The following is a 2,646-nucleotide window of genomic DNA, read 5'->3' on the forward strand; positions in this document are numbered from 1 at the left end:
CAAGGGGGGAGCGTGGGCCGCCTAGGTCGAGCGGCTCGCCTTGGGACGGCGCAGCCGGCCGGTGACCGACGCGGGGACGGAGTCGTCGAGGCCCTCGGCGACGACGTCGACCGCGTCCCGCGCCATCACGCGGTAGGTGGTGAACTTCCCGCCGGTCACGACGACGAGGCCGGGCACCGGCTCGGCGACGGCGTGCTCGCGGGAGAGCCGCGTGGTGTCGTCCATCTCGCCGGACAGCAGCGGCCGCAGCCCCGCGTAGACGCCCTCGATGTCGTCGTGCGTGAGCGGCGTCCGCAGGACGGAGTTCGCCTGGTCGAGGAGGTAGCCGATGTCGGTGTGGTCGGCGACGGGCTCGTCGGGGCCGTCGGCGTGCGGGGTGTCGGTGGTGCCGACGAGCCAGTGCCGCCCCCACGGGATGATGAACAGGACGCTCCTGGAGGTCCGCGTGATCAACCCGGTGCCCATCGGGATCCGGTCGCGCGGCACGACCAGGTGGACGCCCTTCGACGCCCGCACGGCGAACGCCGCCCGGGACCCGGTCATCGCCTGCGCGCCGTCCGTCCACACCCCGGTCGCGCACACCACGCGCCGGGCCCGCACGGCGATCTCCCGGTCGCCCTCCAGGTCCAGGACGCGGACGCCGGTCACCCGCTCGCCCTCGCGCAGGAACCCCGTCGCCTCCGCGCGGGTGGCCACGCTGGCGCCGTACTGCGCGGCGGTGCGGGCGACCATCATCGTGAAGCGGGCGTCGTCGACCTGCGCGTCGTAGTACTGGACGGCCCCGACCAGCGCGTCCGAGCGCAGGGCGGGGGCCTCCCGCAGCGCGGCCCGCCGCGTGAGCTGGCGGTGCCGGGGCAGCGAGCGCGCTCCGCCCATCGTGTCGTACAGGGTCACGCCCGCGCTGACGTACGCCCGCTCCCAGACCCGGTTGCGCAGCGGGTAGAGGAACCGGACGGGCCGCACCAGGTGCGGGGCGAGCCGCTGCAGCAGCAGGCCGCGCTCCCGCAGCGCCTCCCTGACCAGCCCGAAGTCGCGCTGTTCGAGGTAGCGCAGCCCGCCGTGGATCAGTTTGCTGGACCGGCTGGACGTGCCGGCCGCCCAGTCCCGCGCCTCCACGAGGGCGACGGACAGGCCCCGCGAGATCGCGTCGAGCGCCGCGCCGGCGCCGACGACGCCGCCGCCGACGACCACGACGTCGAACTCGGTCTCCGCCAGGCCGCGCAGGGTGTCCTCGCGGTACTGGGGGCCGAGGGCTACAGATGTCACCGCATGCTCCCGGAGAGAGGTCGGAACCAGTGTCGTGCGGCCGGGTTGCGTGCCCGGAAGGACTCCGGGCCAACACCCCGCCGCACCCCGGCGAAGGCGCGCTCAGTCACTCAGGTCGACCCAGTCGAGAGTCCGGTCGACGGCCTTCTTCCAGCCTGCGTAGCCCTGGTGGCGTTGGTCGTCGTTCCAGGTGGGCTGCCAGCGTTTGTCCTCGTTCCAGTTCTGGCGGAGTTCGTCGGTGGTGGACCAGAATCCGACGGCCAGGCCGGCGGCGTAGGCGGCGCCCAGGGCGGTGGTCTCGGCGACGACGGGGCGGGAGACCGGGACGCCGAGGATGTCGGCCTGCAGTTGCATGCACAGTTCGTTGGCGGTGACGCCGCCGTCGACTTTGAGGACGTCCAGGGTGACGCCGGAGTCCTCGCGCATGGCCTCGACGACGTCGCGGGACTGGTAGCAGATGGATTCCAGGGTGGCGCGGGCCAGGTGGGCGTTGGTGTTGTAGCGCGAGAGGCCGACGATGGCGCCGCGGGCGTCGGATCTCCAGTAGGGGGCGAACAGGCCGGAGAAGGCCGGGACGAAGTAGACGCCGCCGTTGTCGTCGACCTGCCGGGCCAGCGACTCGCTCTGCGCGGCGCCGGAGATGATGCCGAGCTGGTCGCGCAGCCACTGCACCGCCGACCCCGTCACCGCGATCGAACCCTCCAGCGCGTAGACGGGCGCGGCGTCGCCGAACTTGTAGCAGACGGTGGTGAGCATCCCCGCCTTGGACCGGACGAGTTCCTCTCCCGTGTTGAGCAGGAGGAAGTTGCCGGTGCCGTAGGTGTTCTTGGCCTCGCCGGGGGAGAAGCACACCTGCCCCACCGTCGCCGCCTGCTGGTCGCCCAGGATGCCGGTGAGCGGCACCTCGCCGCCGAGCGGGCCGCCCGGACGCGTCGTGCCGTAGGCGTCGGGCGCCGAGGACGGCTTGATCTCCGGCAGCATGGAGCGCGGGATCCCGAAGAACGACAGGAGCTGGTCGTCCCACGAGAGGGTCTCCAGGTCCATGAGCATGGTGCGGCTGGCGTTGGTGGGGTCGGTGACGTGCACGCCGCCGTCCGTCCCGCCGGTGAGGTTCCACAGGACCCAGGTGTCGATGTTGCCGAAGACCGCGTCGCCCTGCTCGGCGGCCTCGCGGACGCCGTCGACGTTCTCCAGGATCCACTGGATCTTCCCGCCGGAGAAGTACGTCGCGGGCGGCAGCCCGGCGCGGTGCCGGATCGTCTCGCCCCGGCCGTCGCGTTCGAGCGCGGAGGCGATGCGGTCGGTGCGGGTGTCCTGCCAGACGATCGCGTTGTAGTAGGGGCGGCCGGTGCGCCGGTTCCACACCACGGTCGTCTCGCG

The 2,646-nt window shown here is 72.8% G+C and carries 1 protein-coding gene and 1 pseudogene; both read right to left on the minus strand.

All coding sequences use genetic code 11. The features are described from left to right. Nucleotides 1-51: 51 nt before the first annotated feature. Nucleotides 52-1,224: pseudogene (locus tag AB0C69_RS40935) on the minus strand (glycerol-3-phosphate dehydrogenase/oxidase); the annotation flags it as partial. A 144-nt stretch (nt 1,225-1,368) separates the two neighbouring features. Then, a partial coding sequence (gene glpK / locus AB0C69_RS40940) for a glycerol kinase GlpK (RefSeq protein WP_360362008.1) occupies nt 1,369-2,646 on the minus strand: 1,278 nt, incomplete at its 5' end.

It is taken from the genome of Actinomadura sp. NPDC048032 (assembly GCF_040653175.1).
GTDB classification, from domain to species: Bacteria; Actinomycetota; Actinomycetes; order Streptosporangiales; family Streptosporangiaceae; genus Spirillospora; species Spirillospora verrucosospora.